Source organism: Marinomonas fungiae (assembly GCF_001418205.1).
Taxonomy (GTDB): Bacteria; Pseudomonadota; Gammaproteobacteria; order Pseudomonadales; family Marinomonadaceae; genus Marinomonas; species Marinomonas fungiae.
Genome location: NZ_LIQF01000016.1, coordinates 1 through 21,048 on the forward strand (window position 1 = coordinate 1; position 21,048 = coordinate 21,048).

Annotated in this window: 24 protein-coding genes; 13 read left to right on the top strand and 11 right to left on the bottom strand. The window is 47.4% G+C overall.

Going from position 1 to position 21,048, the window contains the following annotated elements; all coding sequences use genetic code 11:
- The first annotated feature begins 75 nt into the window (after positions 1–75).
- The 3 genes from tnpB (at position 76) to ASC49_RS17035 (ending at position 2,804) form a co-directional block, all read left to right on the top strand.
- Positions 76–435: an IS66 family insertion sequence element accessory protein TnpB gene (gene tnpB, locus ASC49_RS17025; RefSeq protein WP_055464446.1), complete on the top strand. Its 360-nt coding sequence runs from the start codon at positions 76–78 to the stop codon at positions 433–435.
- A 39-nt stretch (positions 436–474) separates the two neighbouring features.
- Entirely contained in the window at positions 475–2,067 is a 1,593-nt protein-coding gene (gene tnpC / locus ASC49_RS17030; protein WP_055464447.1) for an IS66 family transposase, read from the top strand.
- Between the two features lie 185 nt (positions 2,068–2,252).
- The gene (locus ASC49_RS17035) at positions 2,253–2,804 is read left to right on the top strand and encodes a zinc metallopeptidase (protein ID WP_055464448.1); all 552 of its coding nucleotides are present in this window, start codon (positions 2,253–2,255) and stop codon (positions 2,802–2,804) included.
- Here ASC49_RS17035 and ASC49_RS17040 read toward each other — a convergent pair.
- From ASC49_RS17040 to ASC49_RS17080, 9 genes are all read right to left on the bottom strand, one after another.
- A complete protein-coding gene (locus ASC49_RS17040) occupies positions 2,801–3,247 on the bottom strand; it encodes a GNAT family N-acetyltransferase (RefSeq protein ID WP_055464449.1) in 447 nt (148 codons plus the stop codon). The two genes, ASC49_RS17035 and ASC49_RS17040, sit on opposite strands and share 4 nt — an antisense overlap.
- A gap of 35 nt (positions 3,248–3,282) precedes the next feature.
- The gene (locus tag ASC49_RS17045; protein WP_055464450.1) at positions 3,283–3,783 is read right to left on the bottom strand and encodes a GNAT family N-acetyltransferase; all 501 of its coding nucleotides are present in this window, start codon (positions 3,781–3,783) and stop codon (positions 3,283–3,285) included.
- Positions 3,784–4,094: 311 nt separating this feature from the next.
- Positions 4,095–5,759: a choline dehydrogenase gene (betA, locus tag ASC49_RS17050; RefSeq protein WP_055464451.1), complete on the bottom strand. Its 1,665-nt coding sequence runs from the start codon at positions 5,757–5,759 to the stop codon at positions 4,095–4,097.
- A gap of 15 nt (positions 5,760–5,774) precedes the next feature.
- Entirely contained in the window at positions 5,775–7,232 is a 1,458-nt protein-coding gene (gene betB, locus ASC49_RS17055; protein WP_055464452.1) for a betaine-aldehyde dehydrogenase, read from the bottom strand.
- A 260-nt stretch (positions 7,233–7,492) separates the two neighbouring features.
- Positions 7,493–7,798 (bottom strand): isoamylase early set domain-containing protein, encoded by a 306-nt coding sequence (locus ASC49_RS17060; protein ID WP_055464453.1) that lies wholly within the window; start codon positions 7,796–7,798, stop codon positions 7,493–7,495.
- Positions 7,799–8,152: 354 nt separating this feature from the next.
- On the bottom strand, positions 8,153–9,886 hold the full coding sequence (locus tag ASC49_RS17065; protein ID WP_055464454.1) for a GNAT family N-acyltransferase: 1,734 nt from the start codon (positions 9,884–9,886) through the stop codon (positions 8,153–8,155).
- Between the two features lie 158 nt (positions 9,887–10,044).
- Positions 10,045–10,227, bottom strand: coding sequence for a hypothetical protein (locus tag ASC49_RS17070; protein ID WP_055464455.1), 183 nt, complete (start codon positions 10,225–10,227; stop codon positions 10,045–10,047).
- Between the two features lie 84 nt (positions 10,228–10,311).
- Complete coding sequence (locus ASC49_RS17075) at positions 10,312–10,998, bottom strand: ChrR family anti-sigma-E factor (protein ID WP_055464456.1); 687 nt, start codon at positions 10,996–10,998, stop codon at positions 10,312–10,314.
- A 5-nt stretch (positions 10,999–11,003) separates the two neighbouring features.
- Positions 11,004–11,579, bottom strand: coding sequence for a sigma-70 family RNA polymerase sigma factor (locus tag ASC49_RS17080; RefSeq protein WP_055464457.1), 576 nt, complete (start codon positions 11,577–11,579; stop codon positions 11,004–11,006).
- Positions 11,580–11,745: 166 nt separating this feature from the next.
- Between ASC49_RS17080 and ASC49_RS17085 the strand changes: the two genes are divergently transcribed.
- The 9 genes from ASC49_RS17085 to ASC49_RS17125 all read left to right on the top strand — a co-directional run bounded on the left by ASC49_RS17085 (position 11,746) and on the right by ASC49_RS17125 (position 18,520).
- Positions 11,746–12,195: a nuclear transport factor 2 family protein gene (locus ASC49_RS17085; protein WP_055464458.1), complete on the top strand. Its 450-nt coding sequence runs from the start codon at positions 11,746–11,748 to the stop codon at positions 12,193–12,195.
- Positions 12,196–12,948: an SDR family NAD(P)-dependent oxidoreductase gene (locus tag ASC49_RS17090; protein ID WP_055464459.1), complete on the top strand. Its 753-nt coding sequence runs from the start codon at positions 12,196–12,198 to the stop codon at positions 12,946–12,948.
- Positions 12,949–12,966: 18 nt separating this feature from the next.
- Positions 12,967–14,220, top strand: coding sequence for an NAD(P)/FAD-dependent oxidoreductase (locus ASC49_RS17095; protein WP_055464460.1), 1,254 nt, complete (start codon positions 12,967–12,969; stop codon positions 14,218–14,220).
- Positions 14,220–14,996 carry a DUF1365 domain-containing protein gene (locus tag ASC49_RS17100; protein WP_055464461.1) on the top strand — a complete coding sequence of 259 codons (777 nt, stop codon included), beginning with the start codon at positions 14,220–14,222 and terminating at the stop codon, positions 14,994–14,996. Before ASC49_RS17095 ends, ASC49_RS17100 begins: the two co-directional genes overlap by 1 nt.
- A 10-nt stretch (positions 14,997–15,006) precedes the next feature.
- Positions 15,007–16,269, top strand: a complete 1,263-nt coding sequence (locus tag ASC49_RS17105) for an SAM-dependent methyltransferase (RefSeq protein ID WP_055464462.1) — start codon at positions 15,007–15,009, stop codon at positions 16,267–16,269.
- Positions 16,270–16,295: 26 nt separating this feature from the next.
- A complete protein-coding gene (locus ASC49_RS17110) occupies positions 16,296–16,820 on the top strand; it encodes a DUF2878 domain-containing protein (protein ID WP_055464463.1) in 525 nt (174 codons plus the stop codon).
- On the top strand, positions 16,813–17,511 hold the full coding sequence (locus ASC49_RS17115) for a hypothetical protein (RefSeq protein WP_055464464.1): 699 nt from the start codon (positions 16,813–16,815) through the stop codon (positions 17,509–17,511). Before ASC49_RS17110 ends, ASC49_RS17115 begins: the two co-directional genes overlap by 8 nt.
- Before the next feature lie 35 nt (positions 17,512–17,546).
- Complete coding sequence (locus tag ASC49_RS17120) at positions 17,547–18,086, top strand: DUF3833 domain-containing protein (RefSeq protein WP_055464465.1); 540 nt, start codon at positions 17,547–17,549, stop codon at positions 18,084–18,086.
- Positions 18,087–18,157: 71 nt separating this feature from the next.
- On the top strand, positions 18,158–18,520 hold the full coding sequence (locus ASC49_RS17125) for a DUF6164 family protein (RefSeq protein ID WP_055464466.1): 363 nt from the start codon (positions 18,158–18,160) through the stop codon (positions 18,518–18,520).
- A 7-nt stretch (positions 18,521–18,527) separates the two neighbouring features.
- Here the strand turns inward: ASC49_RS17125 and ASC49_RS17130 are convergent, their stop codons facing one another.
- Together ASC49_RS17130 and ASC49_RS17135 are read right to left on the bottom strand one after the other, a co-directional pair.
- Complete coding sequence (locus ASC49_RS17130) at positions 18,528–18,944, bottom strand: CBS domain-containing protein (RefSeq protein ID WP_055464467.1); 417 nt, start codon at positions 18,942–18,944, stop codon at positions 18,528–18,530.
- Positions 18,945–19,010: 66 nt separating this feature from the next.
- On the bottom strand, positions 19,011–19,979 hold the full coding sequence (locus ASC49_RS17135) for a DMT family transporter (protein ID WP_055464468.1): 969 nt from the start codon (positions 19,977–19,979) through the stop codon (positions 19,011–19,013).
- A 109-nt stretch (positions 19,980–20,088) separates the two neighbouring features.
- Here ASC49_RS17135 and ASC49_RS17140 point away from each other — a divergent pair, with 109 nt between their 5' ends.
- Entirely contained in the window at positions 20,089–21,021 is a 933-nt protein-coding gene (locus ASC49_RS17140) for a LysR family transcriptional regulator (protein WP_055464469.1), read from the top strand.
- Positions 21,022–21,048 lie beyond the last annotated feature (27 nt).

The window sequence follows — 21,048 nt, forward strand, 5'->3', positions numbered from 1 at the left end:
GTAAGCGTCCGGTAATCTACACATTCACTCGTTAATTCAATCACACTAACCTCTCCATTTTTACGGAGATAAATCATGATTGGGTTTTCTGAGTCCTTGCCTGTCATATTGATATGCGGTCCAACCGATATGCGTAAATCTATTGATGGATTGTGTGCCATCGTAGCCTATGAATTGGAGCAGGAACCTTGCTCTGATCGACTGTTTGTTTTCTGTGGCCGCACTCGTAACCGCCTCAAAATTTTGCAGTGGTCTGCAAATGGTTTTTGGTTGCACTATAAGCGTTTGGAAAAAGGGGCCTTTAAGTGGCCAGGGATCGAAGATGATGAGCTGTCTCTCACCATTTCAACACGCCAGTTACATTGGCTGCTTGAAGGATTGCCTCTCGAATTAGAGCAAGCGCATCCACATGTTGTATATCGATATCATGGCTAATACGCTTTATGTTAAGGCCGTTATGGTATAATCCACGCCATGATGAAGACAATGAATGACCTCCCTGACGATATTGAACTGCTTAAGAAAATGTTGCTTGAGCAGCGACAGATGTTGACTGAAAAAGATCAACAGATTGCCAAAAAAGACACCGAAATCACGCAGTGGCAATCACGCTATCAGCATGTTTTAGAACAATGGCAACTGGCTCGTCAGCGTGCGTTTGGCAAAAGCTCTGAGGCCATGCCCGGTCAAGGCGAGTTATTCGATGAACCACAATCTCTGCTCGAAGAAGAGACAGAGCATAAAGCGATTGACACACCAATTGCACAATCTCGTAAGCAACCAAAGCGTCAGCTTTTGCCAAAAGACCTACCTCGTGAAGTGGTGCTGCTCGATATTGCGGACAGTGAAAAAGTCTGTGACGGTTGTCATGGTGCCCTGCATCGTATGGGGGAAGACAAGGCAGAGCGTCTAGAGTTTATCCCCGCTCAACTAAAAGTTATTGAAACCGTTCGCCCGAAATATGCATGCCGACAATGTGATCAAACGGGGACTAGTGTACAGATTAAGCAACGAGCTCCTGAGCCAAGTCTTATTCCAAAAGGCATCGCCACCCCATCATTGTTAGCGCAAATCATCAGTGGTAAATATCAATACGCCTTGCCGCTGTATCGCCAAGAAGCCCTGTTTAAGCAATACGGCATTGAGCTAAGCCGACAAACGATGTCGGACTGGATAGAAAAATGTGCGATCGCGATACAGCCTATTTATGATCGCTTATATGAAGTGCTGCTGGAGCAACCAGCACTTTATGCAGATGAAACCACACTGAATGTGGTCAAAGAAGCAAAAAACACCTGCTACATGTGGGTGTATTGCAGTGGTACTGATCAAGATGTCTCACCCCCCAAATTATTAGCATCGGGGGCTCAACGCATCGTGTTGTACGACTTCCAGCTCTCGCGATCAGGACAATGTCCCAAAACGTTCTTAAAAAATTATCAAGGCTACCTACAGGTTGATGGCTATGGTGCTTATGAACAAACAGACGCACAGCTGGTCGGTTGCTGGGCCCACGCACGTCGCTACTTCATGGACATTGCAAAAACGTCCCCCAAGGGAAAAGCGGGCAAACATACGCTAGCACTGAACCATATTCAAAAGCTGTATGCGATTGAAGCCCGAGCACAGCAGTGTAAGACGACTAAAGAAGCGTTTGCCTATCGTCAGGCCCATGCGCCGCAAGCGCTTGCAGATTACAAAGCATGGTTAGAGAAAACGGTTTCACAGAAGCCACCATCAGACAAACTGACCAAAGCTCTGAACTACAGTCTAAACCAATGGGATAAACTGATCCGTTACGTTGACGATCCCTGCCTCAATATCGACAACAACCGCGCCGAACGAGCCATCAAGCCGTTTGTGATTGGACGTAAAAATTGGTTGTTTGCCAACACAGCAAACGGCGCGCAATCGAGTGCGAACCTTTACAGCTTGATCGAAACCGCCAAAGCCAATGGCTTGATTGCCTATGATTATCTTGTGAAGCTGTTTGAAGAACTGCCGAAGCGGGAAAAGGGAGTGGATCTTGATGACTTATTACCATGGAACATCAAACTGACACACTGACAAATCACTCTCGCCGCCTCCATGCGGCTCAGGATCTTCCTGAAGAAAGGTAGAGCTCCCGTCCTTGGGAGCTTAAACTATCCATAGCTCTCTACCTTAGACATACCATAAAGATATCAGTGTTGGATTGCATCACTTGAGTATCAGAAAGCTGTTTTAGGTCAAAAAATAGACTCAAGGTGTGGATGCCCAGACGCTTACAGCGCTATGAATTACATGATGTTAAAGTCGAAATGGCCGATGAAGGGAAAGATCATTACGATATCCAAGCCAAGACCGTACGTCTTAGCCCGTATGTTTTGAATGAACGTTCATTGACTGCCGTCGCAGTCGCCGCCCATGAAGTTGGGCATGCCATCGCTCACCATCGCCAAGAGACGGTAGCCCGTCTCAGAACACGCTATTTGCCTTACGCCATGATGGTACAGCGTCTTGCCGTCATCATGCTATTCGCGTGGCCTGTGATAAGTGCGGCTCTTCGTTTGCCCTATACACCAGTGTTGCATGGTTTAGTCATTGTCACGTTGGGTCTGGTAACGGTATTTGTACAACTGGCAATCTTGCCAGAAGAATGGGACGCCAGCTTCAACAAAGCCTTACCGATGTTACAGAAAGGCCGCTATTTACCTAGCCAAGACATTCCCAAAGTACGCCGTATCCTGACGGCTTGTGCTATGACCTATGTGGCGTCAGCGTTAATGAATATTTTATTGTTCTGGCGTTTCCCAAGGCGCTAGAAAATTGTCATCTCCATCGGTTGAAATATTAGTCCCGCGATTTGACCAACGTTACCTGAGATCCCAAAGCCATATTTTTGATAAGCTGGCACCGAAGACAGCGATGCGCTAACGGTGATCTTATTACTGCGTACCTGCTGTAAAAGCCCATTAAAAAGTGCTTTACCTATGCCTTGTTTTTGCTGATCAGGGGATACAAACAACATAGAAACATGACAGCCATCTCTTAGTTCTGCTACACCGACTACCTTATTTTCAACCTCAGCGACCAGCATCACTGTGTCCTTAGCCATTCGCTCTCGAAAAGACTCAGGCATAGCGATGTTGCGGAAGGTGGCAATCCCTTCGTCTGGCAATGAACTGGCGACCGAGTGATGGAATGCCGCTAAACAAACGGCGCTGGCCGCTTCCATGTCGGATGGCTGTAATGTCCTTATGTTCATGAGGGTTCTCTGTTAGTAGTGTTAAAAGATATTTTTCATGTCAGAGCAGAGGTCTCTTCCTTGAAGACTTTCATGCCTCGCGACATGTAATTATTCAACGCATTCGGGTGGTCTAATGTACATGTGTGAACCCAAACTCTTTGAGTCCCAGACCATTCCCAAGCGGATGTAATCGCTTGGCTAAGCAATGCTCCACCGAATCCTTTACCAATATTTCCTTGTGAAAGGCCGAAGTATTTAATTTCGGTGTTTACACCGTCTGGTCGATACAGCTCATAATAACCTGCAATGCTTCCACGGTAGTAAGCAACCCATGTTCTCAAATTTTTATCTTCTACCCGAGCCTGCCACTGCTTATCTGTGAAGCTATCTAAATCCCCCCAATCCCAAGCACCGCCAACGAGCTGATATAGAAAACGGTTAAATTCGTATTGTGGTTGCTCACATTCAACAATGTTCAGCGACTCTGGGAGCGTTTTAGCATTGAGTTGATGAGGAGAATGCATTTCCAAATAGTAGGTAGTGAAAGTTGCCATCGTGGTTACGGATCCATGTGTACAGAGACGAAATTAATATACAAAGTACTGATAAACCTTGAACAGAGCAATGGTTAAGTTTATGTGCTGAGGCAGTTACCAAAACAATTTCGCGGCGACTTCTAGCGCTTGCGCGTGGAGCTAAAAATTGGTTTTGGTGGCTGTGATGTGAAGAACTAACTATCTGAGGCAATGCGAGTTTGCTCCCCGAACAGAGTCGGGTCGTACGACTCTCGTTTTGGAAACTGCAATCTATAGACATAAAAAAAGCCTCCGAGGAGGCCTAAGGTGGAGTAACGCTAAACTAATGTTTAGCGTTGCTGGGTCTCATAGTTAGGATGAATCCAGACTGGAACACCGGCTTCGGGCAACAGATCTTTGCCTAGAATCATGTCGGCAGCACGTTCTGCCACCATGATGGTTGGCGCGTTTAAGTTGCCGTTAGTAATGGTTGGGAAGATCGAAGAGTCCACCACGCGTAGGTTTTCCACCCCACGGACACGACATTCTTCATCTAACACTGCCATCGGATCGTCATCCGCGCCCATCTTACAAGTACAAGAAGGGTGATAAGCGCTTTCCACGTTGTCTTTTACCCAACGGTCGATTTGCTCATCTGTCTCGATATGCATACCCGGTTGAATCTCTTCACCACGGTATTCGTCTAATGCTGATTGTTGCAGTAACTCGCGGGTTAGACGGATGGTGTCGCGCCAATCCTGTTTGTCCTGTTCAGTGCTCATGTAATTAAACTGAATGCGTGGTTTGGCTTCTGGGTCATTCGATTCGATCCAGACTTTACCGCGACTTTCCGGTTTGTTCGGGCCCACGTGTACTTGGAAACCGTGACCATCCACCGCTGCCTGACCGTCGTAGCGCATCGCCGCTGGTAGGAAGTGGTATTGAATGTTAGGCCATTTAAGCCCTGCACGAGAGCGGATAAAACCGCAGGATTCAAAATGGTTGGTCGCGCCGAGGCCGTCTTTAAACAGAATCCAACGGGTGCCGATCATGCCTTTACTAATTAAGCCGAGCTTACTATTCAGTGTGACGGGTTTTTTACACCAGTATTGGAAGTACACTTCCAAGTGGTCTTGTAGGTTTTCACCGACCCCCGGCAGATTGTGTACAACCGGAACATGGGCATTGTCTAAGACTTGTTTCGGACCCACACCAGAGCGTTGCAAAATGGTCGGTGAGCCGATCGAGCCGGCACTTAGGATCACTTCTTTGTTGGCTTTGGCCTGAGTGATCTGACCGTTGTAACGATACTCAAGACCTGTGGCACGTTTGCCGTCAAACAGAACGCGCTTAGTAAGAACGCCAGTCAAAACGGTTAGATTCGAGCGCTTCATAGCGCGGCGAAGGTATGCGTTTGAGGTGGACGCGCGCACGCCATCTTTCACCGTCATGTGCATGGGGCCGAAGCCTTCTTGACGGTAGCCGTTGTAATCGTCGGTTGTACCATAACCCGCTTCCGCACCAGCGTTAATAAATGCTTGGTACAAAGGGTTCATGGTCATATCGTTGCCATTGTTAGTCGCTAATGGACCTTCGCCACCACGGTAGCTGTCTGAGCCACCTTTCCACGTTTCGGCACGCTTGAAATAGGGCAGAACGCTTTGGTAGTTCCAGCCCTTGGCACCATGTTCTTCCCATTCGTCAAAGTCACAGGCGTGACCACGTACGTAGACCATGCCATTAATAGAGGATGAACCACCTAGTACTTTGCCGCGAGGACAGTGCATTTCACGGCCATCAAGGCCAGCTTCTTTGTCGGTGTGGAATTGCCAAGCGTACTTGTCAGTGTTCATTGGGTAAGACAATGCGGTCGGCATTTGAATAAAGATGCTCTTATCCGAACCGCCCATCTCAACCAATAGCACGGTATGATCGCCGCTTTCTGTTAGGCGGTCTGCTAGCACGCAGCCTGCGGAACCCGCGCCAACAATGATGTAATCGTATACGTTATTCATGATGACTCCGCTGCATTAGTAAGGGCTAGGGATATCCGTCATAGACACCAACACACTTTTCACTTGAGTGTAAGCGCGTAATGTCTCAATACCGTTCTCTCGGCCAATGCCGGATTCTTTGTAGCCACCTACTGGCATTTCTGCTGGGGAGGCCCCCCATGTATTGATCCAGCAAATGCCCGCTTCAAGCTGCTTGATAACACGGTGAGCGCGGCTGATGTCTTTGGTAAACACGCCAGCGGCCAAGCCGTACTTGGTATCATTGGCGCGGCGGATGGCTTCGTCTTCCTCTTTGAAGCTCAATACAGACATCACGGGGCCAAAGATCTCTTCGCGCACTTGTGGCATATCATCTGTACAGTTAGTGAATACAGTTGGCTTCACAAAGGCGCCATTTTCACAGCCGTTTTCAGCATAACGCTCGCCACCACACAGCAGTGTCGCGCCAGCGTCTTTGGCGGCTTGGATGTAGTCTAGGACTTTTTGCATATGGCCTTGGTTAATCAAGGAGCCCACTTGCGTGTCCATATCCATTGGGTCGCCGATGACCATGGCTTCGGTGCGCTGTTTCAATTCGGCATTAAAGGCTTCAATCATGTCTTCGTGCACAAATACACGTGTGCCGTTGGTACAGACTTCACCTTGGGTGTAGAAGTTAGCCAACATGGCACCAGACACGGCTTGATCAACCGGCATGTCTGGGAAAATGATCAAAGGTGATTTGCCACCCAGTTCCATGGTCACTTCTTTGAGTGAAGTGGCTGCCGCAGACATGACTTTTTTGCCAGTGCCCACTTCGCCAGTAAAAGAAACTTTGTCGATTTCAGGGTGATGAGTGATTAACTGACCGGTACGACCATCCCCTTGAACGATATTGAAAACACCGTCCGGAAGGCCTGCTTCGGTAAAGATCTCTGCCAATTTGTAGGCTGTCAGCGGTGTTTCTTCCGATGGTTTAAAGATCATCGCATTGCCCGCTGCCAGCGCAGGACCAGATTTCCAACAAGCGATTTGAATAGGGTAGTTCCATGCGCCGATACCTGCGCAGACACCCAGTGGTTCACGGCGCGTGTAGTAGAAGCTGTCGGCATTCAGATCTTGGAAGTCGCCTTGGATTTTGTCGGCAAGGCCAGCGTAGTACTCGATCACGTCGGCACCGGTTTGAATATCGACAACGATGGCTTCTTGCAGCGGCTTACCTGTGTCTAATACTTCGAGCTTAGCGATTTCTTCGTTGTGCTCGCGCAGTAGATCCGCTGCACGTTTTAGGATGCGACCACGCTCTACACCACTCATAGCTGCCCAGACACGTTGACCTTGCTTGGCTGAATCAACAGCGGCTTGAAGCTCTGCTTCACCTGCCAATTCTACCGTTGCTAGCAGTTCACCTGTTGCAGGATTGTACGTATTGAAGGTTTCACCTGTCGTAGATGCAACGTAGCGGCCGTGGATGTATTGCTGCTTATTAGCCATGTATCACCTCTCAAAGTCTAAAACGTCATGCCCTTATGGGGCTGAATTGGGTTGCTCAAGTATATTTCATCTCACAATGATTTTTGTTAAATGAGCGTTTAATAAAAATCATTGTACATAAAATGAGTGATTTTGAAATGGATAGAGATAAAAAATTTTCTTGGGACTTGTAGGGTGACGGCTAACTGCTTGACACAGAAGCATAAAAAAGGGCCTTTGCTATGTCAGCAAAGGCCCTTCGGAACCGCAGATGAGGAGAATTACAGGTGCAATACGCAGTTATGTTCTGAACTCACAGGACTCTGTGCATAGGCATCCGCGCTGTCGTCATTTAGCCAAGTAGTACCATCGACTAGGTAGCGGAATTGGTACTGCTTGTCCTTCTCAAGATTGATGGTTGAGGCAAATACGCCAGTTTTTTGTCTGCGCATTGGGGTTGCCGATTCATCCCAATTGTTAAAGTCTCCGACTAGGAAAACTTGCTTTGCCCCTGCCAGTTGCTCAGCAGGTAAGGCAAATTTTACTTTGCACTCGGGTTTGGTTTTCAAATAGGTCTTTTCAATCATCTTCAGCTCCTTGAGTCCGCTATAGGATTTTGTGACTTATGCACATCTAACTATGTTGCAAGCAAGTCTTACGCCAATGGGGGTAAGTAAGGGGGTTATCCCCAATCCGCCCGAGTTAAACGCTCCTATAACCCATATTACATAACTTGAGCGCTAAAAATGAGGGCATATTGTTCAAACTATGCACAATTTTTTGGCTTCGACGACTAAACTCAGGAAGTAACACACGTTCAATGAGGAGGTTTCTATGGAATTCGCTCATGTCGTATTACTTGTCCTAGCGGTCGCCTTTATTATCAAATTAGGTTATTTGTGGTATCGCAAACACCATCAGCATGACACGCATCGCTCCCATCACGATTCTTGAGCTATATCGCTTTCAGTTAGGTAGCGCTTACGTTTACTGTCTTTTACTTTCTCTAAATCCACTAACACTAGACCGTCGACGCAGTAACCGAAGCTAGCGTCGACACCAAAGTCTAAGAAGCGCACACCGTTGTCGTCACATAGTTCACTGTATTGTTTGAACAGGGTCGGCACCGCTGCACCAAGGTTGCCAAGCTGCTCTTTCAGGCTCCGGAAATCTTCTTCGTAGCTCGTGCCAGAGAAGTAACTCTTCAGCAGTTCTTTGTGCTCTGGCTGAATGGTGTAACGATTAAAAGATGCCGCCAAGTGCTCATGGTCGGCAAAGTAGGTGCGATAAAAGTGCACAATCATGTCTTTTGCCAGCGGAGGAAAATTACCACTCAAGCTTACCGGACCGAACATGTAGCGCACTTCTGGATGCTTCATTAGATACGCGCCAATGCCATACCAAAGGTAATCAAGACTGCGTTTACCCCAGTATTTGGGTTGCACAAAGCTACGGCCCAGTTCGATACCTTTCTCAAAATAAGGCTCCATATCGCAGCTGTAGCTAAACAAGGTGCTGCTATAGATGCTGTGGTCTTTGTCGGACTTAAGATAGCGATAGACTTCGCCGATGCGATAAGCCCCGACGATCTCTAATTCCTCTTCGTCCCATAGCACTAGGTGACGGTAATACTGGTCGTATTTATCGAGGTCTTTTTGCTCGCCAGTACCTTCACCGACTTTACGAAAAGCGATTTCACGCAGACGACCGATTTCTTGCATCAAGCTCGATTCGTGTTCGTATTCCGCCAGATAAATTTGTTTGTTGTCTTTCGTGGAGCCTAGGTGTTCTGCTCGTTTGAGTTCTAATTTTAACTGTTGACGATTTTGTGGGTGCGAGATGGTCTTTTCGGTTTTCAGTAACGGTTTACGACCCTTGGCGATGCGATATAAATGGCGCTTCACCAGTTTGTTCTTTTCCTTAGTACTGAGGGGGAGTTTAGCCAGTTCTTGGATCGGAATCGGCTCACCTACTTGGATTGGAATACGGCGGTTACGCTGGCGGAACATTTCATTGGCCAACTGCATCGTCGATAGTGGACGATACACCCAAGAGCTGGTGTAAAACATCATTGAGTTGCGTCCACCGATGTGGACCGGCAGGATTTGACTATTGGTTTTCTCTGCAATTTTTAAATAGCTCGAGTTCCATTTCAAATCTTTCACACCACTTGGTGATAACCGTGAGACTTCCCCTGCAGGGAAAATGATCACACATTCTTCACGGTGTAAGCAGTCCATAATGGCTTTTAGCTGCTTACGACCGGTTTTGCCGCCGATGTTATCGACCGGCAGAACCAAGCCCTTCAAAGCATCAAAGCCCATTAATAAGTCGTTGGCAACAATCTTCACATCTGGGCGAATTTCTGCGATCAAACGTAGAATCGCCAAACCATCCAAAGCGCCTAGGGGGTGGTTGGCAACGATCAAAGTGCGGCCAATGGCTGGAATATTGCGACGATCTACCTGACTGGCTTGGTAACCAAAATTGAAGTGATCCAAGACGCGGTCAATAAACTCAAAGCCAACACAATGGCCATGTTGTTCAAGGAATTGGTTAACTTCGTTTTCGTGAAAAAGACGCTTTAAAAAGCTGATAGTAGGCTTGGTGATAAGAGGACTCTTATCGAAAAAACCAGGGGCCTTGCTAGAAATAATTTGTTCGACTTGTAACACGATGTAGCTCCGCTAACCTTTTAGTATCTTTAAAACAGGCTAGGGAGTGACGGTGACAGCGCGGTGACGAAATTGTGTCTACTTGATGACAAAGTGAACAGTTAGACACTTTGTCACTGTATACAAAAAAGCCGATACAAGATCGGCTTTCGGAGGCGTTAAGCTTTCGGCTTACTGTTACCAAGGGTAATGTGGCGCGAACCTTTAAAGTTTGTCTGACCACTAACGCCTTGGTCGATCTGCTCGATCTGTCCACCACGTGCCAAAAACTCTTCCATTTGTTTTGCGATTGTCGCAGATGTTTCCATTGGAACATCGGCTTGTTTCTTCTTCGAGGCCATGGTGTATTCCTTGTAGTTTTTAGATTGAGTTCTAATTATATCAAATTTCCAAGGACAAGGCTTTAGTTTATTTTTTCGACGACATTAGCCGCCGTTAAGTGCATTACTTGGGTGGAAATGACGCATAATTGGATTCAACAAACGGGTCAAGCAACCCGTGAATTCGATAGGGGAATCGAGCACGATCAGACAAATGCACTCCGCATCTTTGGTCACGCGAGGCTGGTGTTTGTCGTGATGATCGCGACAAATAAAGTCACCTTCGCGGTATAAACCGTCTTCGTCAGAAAAGGCTCCCTTGAGTACTACGGTGATCTCATTACCGGTATGACGGTGGCTAGGCAAACGCGCCCCTGGTTTCACCCGTGACAAGGCAATTTGAGCGCCGCCCATTTCATTGCAAAGAGTGGCCAGCTTGAAAGAAGGCGTTAAATGAATCCAGTTCAAACCATTGAAGCCTTTCGGGATAAAGCGACGTAGGGATTGTGGAATGTGCATAAACCCCTCCCGCTCCTCTGGGGATTCAGCTTGCGCTTGAGAGTTAGCAATCGCAGCCATGACGTTGTCTTTTAGCTTGGCCATGTGCTCTTGGCTAGTGGTTTCAGAATGCGTGGCAAACAGCTCAGCGCCTACCATGTTAAGACGTCTAACTTGCTCACGGCACTGAGTACATTGGTCAAGGTGCACGGATACAGCAAGTGCGTGGGCCAGCGGCAAAGCACCGGCAGAATAATCGGTCAATGTGTCTAGTGTTGGATGGCAGCTAAGCATATCGACTACCTCTTAATAATTACGGATAACTTACTTAACGCGAGACGGATACGAGACTTGACCGTACCCAGCGGTAAGCCAAGCTCTTCAGATGCTTCGGAATGACTTTTGCCTTCCAAATAGACTTTTGACAACACTTGCTGTTGTTCATTTGGCAGTTGTCTCAAGCCTTCACGAATGCGTTCTTCATCTCGTTGTTGTTGCGCTTCACGAAATGGATCCGCATTTTCATCGGCCATTTCGCTCCAAAATTCTTCGGGATCAATATCACTCTGATAGCGTCCGTTCTTACGCATATAATCAATGCGCGCATTTCGAGCAATGGTAAAGATCCATGTGTTCAATGACGCCGTAGCAGGGTTGTAAAGATGCGCTTTGTTCCATATGCGAATCATAACTTCTTGCGCGATGTCATCTGCCATCAGATTGGCGCCGGGTTGTGCCGCAAGGCAAAAAGCCCGAATGCGCGGCGCATAATGATCAAACAGGTGCGTAAGAGCTCGAGTATCGCGAGCATTAGCAACTTTGGTCATTGCGTCCAGCAAACTGGTGTCAGTCGTTGTTTCAGAAACAGTGTTCATCCTAGGGCTCCAAACGTGCACGTGGGTCAGTCTGGGTGTGGCGAAGACCTCTCCGCAATTGCATTATACGAGTCTGTCTGGTGATTGGATCAGTGATCTAAAGTTTTTTTTCTGGCGTATAACCATCATAGGCACATTCCATACTACGACGCATAGGATTATCTGTATGCATGTTACCGATACAAATTCAAAGCTGGTGTTAATAGAACGCTTCAAAGCGTTTTATAAGGATGTTAAACATCCTCGACTTGACGCCATTGGCGATGTGTATTCCTGTCAGGTGAAGTTTCGAGATCCTGTTCACCAGATTCAGGGGTTAGCAGAGTTGCATGCTTATCTTTCAGATATGTGTGAAAGTGTGGAAAGTGGTCGATTTGAGTTTCTAGATCAATTAGTTGGCACTGATACCGCTTACATTAAATGGAATATGTATTTCCGTCATCCTAAACTGGGCAATGAGACTCATGTGGTACGCGGCATGTCTCAAATTCAATTTGATGATCGCATCTATTATCACGAAGATGTTTATGACATGGGGCAGATGATTTATGAGCATGTGCCAGTGCTTGGTTGGGCGGTCAAAAAACTACGTAAACGTCTAGCCACGGAGGGTTAAATGGCAGCAACAACGAAAGTAAAAACAGTATGGATTACAGGCGCCAGCTCAGGACTTGGGTTGGCATTGGCTAAGCATTATCTATTGCACGGATGCAAAGTTATTGTTTCAGCTCGTCGAGAAGGGGAGTTAAAGCATCTGCAACATCTATACCCTGAGGAGTTGTCCTTTATTCGTTTTGATGTCAGCAAAAATGAAGACGTCGAGCGGGTCAAGGCAGAGCTAGAGCAGCGAACAAAGCAGCTTGATTTGGTGATTTTAAACGCAGGCACTTGTGAGTATTTGGATATTGATGAACCTGATTGGGATTTATTTGAGCGCGTCAATCAGGTCAATTACATGGGGATGGTGCGCTCTTTACAGGTTTGCTTGGCGCTGCTGAAAAAAAGCGATGATGCGCATTTGGTTGGGATTTGCTCTCAAGCAGTACAAGCCCCTTTCATCCGCTCTGAAGCCTATGGTGCAAGTAAGGCGGCCGTGCGTTATTTATTGGATTCATTGCGCTTGGATTTAGCGCCGGACGGTATTGCCGTAAGTTGTATTCTGCCGGGCTTTATCGACACGCCCTTAACTCAGCGTAACGACTTCGATATGCCGTTTATTATGTCCCCAGAACAAGCGGCGCACCGCATTGAAACCGCGATTGAAAAACGGGTCTACGAATACGCCTTTCCGAAACGTTTGTCTGCCGTATTAGCGCTGGCACGTCTGTTTCCTCGAACTTGGCTTAAGCACAATGCGCGCAAGCGCTGAAAATAAGGGTAAACACTCATGAAAGTTGCCGTTATAGGTAGTGGTATTTCAGGATTAACTGCGGCGTACTTGCTGCGCAGCGAATACGACATCACGGTATTTGAGCGTGACTCTCGCATAGGCGGCCATACAGCCACCAAGGTGGTCGATGATCAAGGTGTTGAGCGTCATATTGATACGGGTTTTATTGTCTATAATGACTGGACCTACCCCAACTTCATCCGCCTGATGAAAGAGCTAAATGTGGTGACTAAGCCCACAGAAATGAGCTTTAGCGTAAGCTGCGAGCGCACTGGCTTGGAGTACGGTGGTAATAACCTAAATACCCTGTTTGCACAGCGTAAGAATCTTGTGAATTGGTCTTTTCTGACCATGTTAAAAGATATTTTGCGCTTCAATAAAGAGTCCATTCAGGATTTGGAATCGGGCAAATTAGCGGCCGATATCACGCTCGGTGAATACCTGAAACGTCAAGGCTATGGTGAGACGTTTGCAAGTCATTATCTGATTCCTATGGGCAGTGCGATCTGGTCGGCTACGTTGCAAGAAATGATGCAGTTTCCGCTGATTTTCTTTGTACGTTTCTTTAAAAATCATGGCTTGTTAAGTGTCAGTAATCGTCCTCAGTGGCATGTGATTAAAGGTGGTTCCAGTGCCTATTTGGAACCCTTAACTAAGCCTTTTAAAGACAAAATTCGCCTTGATAGTCAGATTGGGCGTGTCGTCCGTTCTCCGAACAAAGTGACCCTGTACTTTGCCGATCAGACCTCCGAAGAGTTCGATCACGTGATCTTTGCCTGTCACAGTGACCAAGCCTTGGCTTTGTTAGGTGAAGATGCGTCCGCGCAGGAACGAGCCATTCTAGGCGCCATTCCTTATCGCGACAATGAAGTGGTGTTGCATACGGATACCGCCTTGTTGCCCAAAGCGAAACTGGCTTGGTCAAGTTGGAACTATCACCTAGGAACGGATCAAACCAAGCCCGCAACCCTGAGTTATAACATGAATATCTTGCAGGGCATTGAAGGCTCACAGCAGACCTTTGTAGTGACCTTAAACCACAGTGCGGGGATTGATCCGAACAAAATTATTGGTCGTTATCACTATGCTCATCCGACGTTTACCTTGGCGGGTATCCAAGCACAGGAGCGTTGGCATGAAATCAACGTCGGCAATACGTGGTTCTGTGGTGCTTATTGGCGTAATGGTTTCCATGAAGACGGTTGCTGGAGTGCGGTGCGCGTTGCTAAGGCATTGGGAGTGAACTGGTAATGTCTGACTGGGCCAGTGCTCTGTACACCGGACGAGTGCGGCACCGTCGCTTTAGCCCGCGTCAGCATAGCTTTACTTATGAAGTCTGTATGGTGCTGTTTGACCTTGACGAAGTGGAGTCGATTCTGGCTTTGACCCCTTGGTGGTCGGCAAAACGCTGGCGTCCTGCTCGATTTGTTCGTGACGACTATTTTGGTGATAGTGCCAAGCCCTTGAAACAGGCGGTTTTAGACGAGGTAAATGGGCGTTTAGGACTTGCCTTATCAGGTCCGGTACGATTGCTCACCAATGCTCGCTACTTCGGTTATCTAATCAATCCTATTTCAGTGTATTACTGCTATGACGAGCAAGAACAGTTGCGTGCCATGTTACTCCAAGTGACGAATACTCCTTGGGGTGAAAAGGTCGCTTATGTCTTTTCTTGTGATCCAGAACGCCCCATTCAGCGTACTCATATTAACAAGTCGATGCATGTTTCGCCGTTCCATCCGATGGATCACTTTTACGACTGGCGCAGTAATCTGCCAGGTGACAAGTTAGCGATCCACATGCAGAACAAACAACAAGATGGTGAACAGCAATGTGTGTTTGACGCGACTTTATCTTTGCGTCGAGAGCCGATTACCAAAGCTAGCCTAACTTCGATTTTATGGCGTTATCCATGGATGACCGCCAAGGTGGCTTGGGGCATTTATTGGCAAGCATTGAAGCTGTTTATGAAGCGTGTACCCGTACACGATCACCCAAAACATAACTTGGGGCATTCTTCCGATTAAGGAGTACTCAATGATCAACTCAGTCAGTCTTGGTTTGGGAAAAAAAGCGTCTCGTCGTGGCAGTATGGTTGATAAGGCGGCGAAGAAAGCGGTCTTTGCGATCTTAAAGCGCTTGGAAATTGGCCATTTAGTATTAGAAGATGGCGACAACACCTACACTTTTGGCGAAAGTCTCGTTAGTGCCCAATACCACGCCCACATTACAGTGCATGATAATCATGCTTACAAAGACGTTTTTACCAACACCAGTATCGGTGCGGGCGAAGCTTATATGAAAGGCTACTGGAGTACGCCGGATTTAACCGCTGTGATACGTCTGATGTGTGCCAACTTGAGTGTGATTAATGAAGTCGATGCCAATCGTCCGATCTGGTCACGCTGGGCCAGTAAAGCGTTTCACGCATTGAACGCTAACACCAAGGGTGGTTCGCGAAAAAACATCGCGGCCCATTATGATTTAGGCAATGATTTTTTCGAGTTGTTCCTCGACCCGACCATGATGTATTCCGCGGCCATTTATCCCTCTTCGGAGGCGACTTTGTATGAGGCCTCTGTGCACAAGTTGGATCGAATTTGCCAGAAACTGGAGCTGAAGCCCGATGACCATCTACTGGAAATCGGTACGGGTTGGGGCGGTATGGCGATCCATGCGGCGCAGAACTATGGTTGTCAAGTGACCACCACGACCATTTCAAAAGAGCAATACGAGTTTGCCAAAGCGCGAGTGTTAGAGCTGGGCTTGCAAGACCGCATTACCTTGCTTTTGGAGGATTACCGAGACCTATCCGGTCAGTACGATAAGCTGGTATCGATCGAAATGATTGAGGCAGTAGGGCATGAGTACTACAACAGCTACTTCAGCAAATGTAGCGAGCTGTTGAGAGCCGATGGTTTGATGTTGATTCAAGCCATTACCATCGCCGATCAACGTTATGATTATGCCCGAAAATCAGTCGATTTTATTCAGCGCTATATTTTCCCTGGTGGCTGTTTACCCTCTAACGCGGTGATTGCAGAGAAAATTGCGACGAAAACCGATATGCAAATTGTTGCCGTCGAAGACATTACTGAACACTACGCAGATACCTTGGCGGATTGGCGTGAGCGTTTTCACAGCGCCATTGAAACAGTAAGACAGCAGGGGTTTGATGATGTGTTTTGCCGTATGTGGGATTACTACCTCGCGTATTGTGAGGGGGGCTTCCGAGAGCGCGCCATCAGCACTGGGCAGTTTGTCTTTGCTAAACCCCATTACCGTTTTTCTCATCGCTAGTTGAACAAACCGATCGGGGGCCTGCCATGCTTAAGTCTCTGTTCAATGCCATTAGCTTTCAGTTGTTTTGGTTTGCCTGTGTGCTGGGAGGCGATAACTGGGCAGTGGCGGCCATCGTGGTGTATTTCGTGATACATCATTTGGTTTTTGTTCAATCTTCCAGTGAATGGTGGCTTATCTTATTGTTTGTCGCTTTGGGCGTAATTGTTGATGGCGTACTGATTTTTGATGGTTGGTTGGTAATGCCGCCGTCGATCTGGACGTTTCCCATTCCGCCCCCTTGGTTGCTAGGGCTTTGGGCGGGGGTTGGCTCTTTATTTCTTCACTGTTTAAGTTGGGGATTGGATCGTCCTTGGTTATTGAGTGTATTGGCAGCGTTTTTTGCGCCCATGAGCTATTTTGTAGGCGCTGATTTCGCAGAAGTGTCATTAGGTCGGTCTAGTATCGTGACATGGGCTTTGATGGCGTTTATCTGGTTTTGGGTGATGCAGATAGGCGTCTTCGCCGCCAAACTCACACTAAAACATAAGGGACGTAGAAGTCATGCTTAAACTTATTGCTACTGCGACGCTAGCTTTGTGCGCGATGCAAGTCAGTGCTCAGGCATCTAAAACCGTTATTGGCGAAGCATACGATACCGATTCGAAAAAACTGTTGTATGTGGAAAAGCACCGTTATGTGGCTGGTAACAAGCACGAAGTGAAATACTACAACCCCGCTGGTGAGTTATTTGCTGAGAAGCTATTGAGCTATGGTGAATACGAGCAAGCGCCAGCGTTTGAGCAGACCAACGCGCTGCGCGGCGAATGGATTAAAGTCACAGGCCAAGGTGATAGCTTAAAAGTGGAATACCGTGAAAAATCTGATGCACTGGTGTTCGATAAACACATAAAAGTAAATGATCATCTGCTGGTGGATGCAGGTTTTGATCGTTATGTAAAAATGCATTGGGACAACTTGGTTAGCAATCAAAAGATGGACATTGACTATCTGGTGCCTAGTCGTCTCACTACCGTAGGCTTTGAGGTAGGGCGCGTCGACTGTCTAGAGGGCACGCGTGAAGAAGCGGTCTGCTTTGCCATTACGCCGACCTCTTGGTTTGTCTCCTTAGCGGTGGATCCGATTACCGTAGCCTATGACCCTGAGTCCCATAACCTGTTGCGTTTTAATGGCCGTGGCAACATTGCCAGCAGCTCAGGCAAATATCAAACCGTCGATATTCATTACCAATATCCAGAATAAAACTTTCCCTGATAAAGCTTTTTTGGAGGCTGATCATGATCCGTTTACTTACCCTGTTCTTGAGTATTGTCTGGCTCACAGGCTGTTCTTCAACGGCGATAGAGGAATACCAAGATAACCAGCCTAAGTTTAATGTTGAGGCATTTTTTCAAGGGGATTTGGTGGCTCACGGAGTGCTAAAAGATCGCTCCGGCAAAGTCACCCGCTCTTTTTATGCCGATCTTAAAGGCAGTTGGAATGAGGGGGTGGGAACTCTAGAAGAGTGGTTTGTATTCGATGATGGAGAGCGCCAAGAGCGGGTTTGGACACTCACGCCAAATACCGACGGTACGTATACAGCCACGGCGGGCGATGTGGTCGGTCAAGGTCAGTTAGAAACGGCGGGCAATGCCTTGTTTATGAAATACGTACTGCGGGTGCCTTATGATGGCGATACCATTGATTTAAATGTTGATGATCGTATGTATTTAGTGACGCCAGATCATTTGATTAACGAGTCAGTACTGACCAAGTTTGGCTTTGAAGTGGCGTCGATTACTCTAAGTATTCGCCAAAAAGCTCACCCTGTTGAATAAGCGTTTGATTGATCAAAGGGGTCTGTTATCCTGCGCAGCGAACCCAGATTGATAACTAAGTGGAGAGTGGCGTGGCACAGTTGGTATTTCGTTTAAAGAATGTTCCGGACGAAGAAGCGGATGACATCCGTGGTCTACTGAACGAGCATGAAATCGAGTTTTACGAAACCAGTGCTGGTCGTTGGCAGATTTCCATGGCTGGGATTTGGGTGCGCGACAAAACCCAAGCTCAGCAGGCAAAAGTGCTGATTGCGGAAGATCAAGCGCAACGAGCGGCGCGAGCACAACAAATCACCACTCGTGATTGGCTGGCGGGCTTTATTACCCATGCTCGACAAAACCCTGTTGAGTTCGTGTTTACCGTCGTCGCTGTCTTACTGGTGTTGTCCCTTAGCGTGATTCCGTTCTACATCGGCAAGCAACTTGCCAGCTAAATAAGGGTTAAACCGGGACACAACTGCGTTGCGCTTGCAGCAAGGTCTTAGTGACTAAGCGTCGCGTGATCACACCAATCAAGCGACCATCCTCAACGACTGGGAAGATTTTCGGTTTGTCTTCCATCATCAGCTTAGCCACCTGCATGACCTGCATGCTGGGTGACACAGTCAGCACGTCTTCACGCATGACGCTCTCCACATTACCGGGTTGGTGGCAGTAATACACCGACTGGCTCAATGGTTCGAGTAAGTCCTGCTCAGAGACAAAACCAATCACGTGGTCATATAGGTCGGTGACAGGAGCGCCACTTAGCTTATGGTGCGCCAGCTGTTCGGCACAGTCGTCTATACGTGTGTTTGGGTAAACATGAAAGGTATTGCGAGACATGACATCGCGCACACAAAGGGCATCAAATTTCATAAGTCTCCCCCACTTTTCAATGACTATCTCTTCATTGTAGCGGGGGAATTGAGAATTGCGTAACGACTAAGCGGCAGACGTCTCCAGCTGCTCTAAACGTCGTTGACGTTTATTTAACGCCGCCGTAATAAACTGCACCGAGATGGCCGCCATCACCACCAGAGCCATACCAAATAAACTTAATGTATCGGCATGACTGGATTCGATAATGCCTTGCCACAATCCCAGTGCAACGCACAGCTCAGTGACAATAAAGGCAATTACCGGTGTGAGGGCAATGGAAGCGCTGACTTGCACCGTTTGCCAGTAATTCATGGCTTGAGCAAAGGCACCATAGGCAATCAAGGTATTCACACAGCAGAAAGCCGCCACCAAGGTTTGCGACCTGTCCATTTCTAGCAGTTCGCTTGGCGAGCTGAATGGCAACATCACAACCAGCGCGTATAGATAAATGCCCAGCAAAATATTGGTTGATGACAGTTTATTAAAAAGCGATTTTTGTAATAAGGCGTAGAAACACCAAGCACACGCGGAGGTTTGTACGATCAGAAAACCTAGCGCGATCATACTGGGGTCGCCGTTCAGGTTACCGCTTAACACTGGGTGAAAAAATACCAGCATGCCCAATGCCAATAGGGCAAAGCAGGCCCATTGTTGCCAGCGAATGCGCTCTTTGAAGAACACCATGCCACCCACCGCTAAAAACAAGGGCGCGACCTGAAAGCTCAATTGCGCCACACCTGGGTGTAAGAAATCCAAGCTCCAAGCAAAAAAGCTGTAGTTAATGATCAGCAGCGTGCCAGCAGCCAGCAGGATGAGCCACTGTTTACCGTTCAGTTGGGTGAATTCCTGTAATTTGCCACGTAGACCTTGCCAGATCAGTAAAACAATACCTGCCACAGAGAAGCGTAACCAAGTCAGTGTGACAGGATCAGAGAATCCTCCAGAAAGCTTGAGCGCAATGGGCAAGGTGCTCCAAAACAGCACGCACAGGCTGCAGAAAAATAAACCGTACAGAAACTGTTGGCGCTGCATGGCGATGTCCTCGGAAACAGTGAATAGAATGAATTAAATGGTGTGCTAGTTTTGCTCATTTATCCAATGCATAATGTTTTTAATAATTATGCGATAAGTGGATAAAGCTATGCTGTCGAGCAACATGATGCATCTTGATATGAAAACGATGACGGCGCTTTTGTATTTGTTAGAAGAACGCAATGTCGGGCGTGTCGCGGATAAACTGCATTTAAGCCAACCTGCGATGAGCCGTATGCTGAATCGCTTGCGAACCGCCTTTGATGATCCGCTGTTTGTTCGTACCAACAAGGGGATGATTCCAACCAGTAAGGCATTGGCGCTGGAAATGCCGTTGCGACAAATCCTTGAGCAGATGAATGGCCTGAGCAATGAGCGGGAATTTAACCCACAAAAATCCGAACGTGTATTCCGTCTGCAGACCTCTCATTATCAGGCGCAGGCGTATATGCCGACCATTGCGGAACGTTTTTATCAAGTCGCTCCCAACGCCTCATTGGAAACCAGCTTGGTCACGGAAACCAGCTTATTACGCAGTGAAAACCAAACCGTGGATGCGGTGCTTTGCAGCGAATATGTTCAGCTACCAAGTCGCTTCGAACGATGCTTATTAGGGCAAGAGAAGTTCGGCTGTATTATGTCTAAGCATCATCCGTTGGCCGCTCAAGAGCAGATAAGTTTGGATGAGTTCTTGTCTTACAATCATGTTTTAGTGACCCTTGGTGGCAGTACTCAGGTTTACAGTGAGTCTGCGTTAGGAGAGCGTGCTAAAGAACGCAGTTATACGCTCCGTACGCCGTACTTTATGTCGGCATTGGAAGCGGTGGGCAAAACCGAGTTGCTGTTTAGTTCCAGTCAGTTACTTGCGTTGCGTTTTCAAAAACAGTTTGGCTTGTTGATTAAACCGCTGCCCTATGACTTTCCGCCAGTGAACTATTATTTATCTTGGCCTTCGGAACAAAGTCATGATCCCGGTGGTATTTGGTTACGAAACCTTTGCGCGGGTGTTGTTCAAGATATGATTCCCTATCCCGCTTCGTAGTAGTATTTGTTAGTTCACGGTAAAACC

Coding starts and splice junctions, on each gene's coding strand:
- ASC49_RS17130 (WP_055464467.1), bottom strand. CDS start 18,944: ATGAAATTTGATGCCCTTTGTGTGCGCGATGTCATGTCTCGCAATACC.
- tnpB (WP_055464446.1), top strand. CDS start 76: ATGATTGGGTTTTCTGAGTCCTTGCCTGTCATATTGATATGCGGTCCA.
- ASC49_RS17100 (WP_055464461.1), top strand. CDS start 14,220: ATGTCTGACTGGGCCAGTGCTCTGTACACCGGACGAGTGCGGCACCGT.
- ASC49_RS17140 (WP_055464469.1), top strand. CDS start 20,089: ATGCTGTCGAGCAACATGATGCATCTTGATATGAAAACGATGACGGCG.
- ASC49_RS17040 (WP_055464449.1), bottom strand. CDS start 3,247: ATGAACATAAGGACATTACAGCCATCCGACATGGAAGCGGCCAGCGCC.
- ASC49_RS17110 (WP_055464463.1), top strand. CDS start 16,296: ATGCTTAAGTCTCTGTTCAATGCCATTAGCTTTCAGTTGTTTTGGTTT.
- ASC49_RS17045 (WP_055464450.1), bottom strand. CDS start 3,783: ATGGCAACTTTCACTACCTACTATTTGGAAATGCATTCTCCTCATCAA.
- ASC49_RS17115 (WP_055464464.1), top strand. CDS start 16,813: ATGCTTAAACTTATTGCTACTGCGACGCTAGCTTTGTGCGCGATGCAA.
- betA (WP_055464451.1), bottom strand. CDS start 5,759: ATGAATAACGTATACGATTACATCATTGTTGGCGCGGGTTCCGCAGGC.
- ASC49_RS17090 (WP_055464459.1), top strand. CDS start 12,196: ATGGCAGCAACAACGAAAGTAAAAACAGTATGGATTACAGGCGCCAGC.
- ASC49_RS17135 (WP_055464468.1), bottom strand. CDS start 19,979: ATGCAGCGCCAACAGTTTCTGTACGGTTTATTTTTCTGCAGCCTGTGC.
- betB (WP_055464452.1), bottom strand. CDS start 7,232: ATGGCTAATAAGCAGCAATACATCCACGGCCGCTACGTTGCATCTACG.
- ASC49_RS17080 (WP_055464457.1), bottom strand. CDS start 11,579: ATGAACACTGTTTCTGAAACAACGACTGACACCAGTTTGCTGGACGCA.
- tnpC (WP_055464447.1), top strand. CDS start 475: ATGATGAAGACAATGAATGACCTCCCTGACGATATTGAACTGCTTAAG.
- ASC49_RS17105 (WP_055464462.1), top strand. CDS start 15,007: ATGATCAACTCAGTCAGTCTTGGTTTGGGAAAAAAAGCGTCTCGTCGT.
- ASC49_RS17120 (WP_055464465.1), top strand. CDS start 17,547: ATGATCCGTTTACTTACCCTGTTCTTGAGTATTGTCTGGCTCACAGGC.
- ASC49_RS17060 (WP_055464453.1), bottom strand. CDS start 7,798: ATGATTGAAAAGACCTATTTGAAAACCAAACCCGAGTGCAAAGTAAAA.
- ASC49_RS17070 (WP_055464455.1), bottom strand. CDS start 10,227: ATGGCCTCGAAGAAGAAACAAGCCGATGTTCCAATGGAAACATCTGCG.
- ASC49_RS17085 (WP_055464458.1), top strand. CDS start 11,746: ATGCATGTTACCGATACAAATTCAAAGCTGGTGTTAATAGAACGCTTC.
- ASC49_RS17075 (WP_055464456.1), bottom strand. CDS start 10,998: ATGCTTAGCTGCCATCCAACACTAGACACATTGACCGATTATTCTGCC.
- ASC49_RS17035 (WP_055464448.1), top strand. CDS start 2,253: ATGCCCAGACGCTTACAGCGCTATGAATTACATGATGTTAAAGTCGAA.
- ASC49_RS17095 (WP_055464460.1), top strand. CDS start 12,967: ATGAAAGTTGCCGTTATAGGTAGTGGTATTTCAGGATTAACTGCGGCG.